1 protein-coding gene is annotated in these 544 nt (G+C 47.8%); it reads left to right on the forward strand.

Annotated elements, in window-relative coordinates:
* Positions 1–215: 215 nt before the first annotated feature.
* Positions 216–544 (forward strand): AAA family ATPase (locus R7Z49_RS27060; RefSeq protein ID WP_318112754.1); only part of this gene is annotated, 329 nt, incomplete at its 3' end.

Raw genomic sequence — 544 nt, forward strand, 5'->3', positions numbered from 1 at the left:
TTTTAACGTTCACTTGGAGCCGATTTCGGCTCCTTTCTCATGCGCTTACATCGAGTGCATCAGAAAGCAGTTTCACTCGTAGCCAATGCTGGGTACGAATGATAGAGCGAGCTGAACTCTTACATACACAGCCATACCACAATCAACACACCACCCGACGGGGACTTCATTCCCTGTTGGGGCATGGGGCCTCGTTAAAACTAATGAGGTTTACCATGACAGAACAATCCCCATTTTTGGTTCAAGTGAATCAAGCGTTTAATGTCCCGGCTCCTGATGCTTTCGTTCTGGAAGGATTTAGTGCCGACACTACCCATCCAAACATTCCCGTTCGCAAGGACGAGTATGTTTTTAGAAAAGAAGACTTACGTGACGTATTGGCGTTCTTGTCTCACCCAGACGGTGACGGTTTGTATATTACAGGCCCCACTGGATGCGGTAAGACCTCGCTAATTTGCCAAGTTGCTTCTCGATTGAATTGGCCTGTTCAGCAAATTACTGCGCACGGTCGATTGGAGTTGTCCGATCTTATCGGTCACCACAC

The sequence above is a fragment of the Vibrio sp. 1562 genome (assembly GCF_033340155.1).
Classification (GTDB): Bacteria; Pseudomonadota; Gammaproteobacteria; order Enterobacterales; family Vibrionaceae; genus Vibrio; species Vibrio alginolyticus.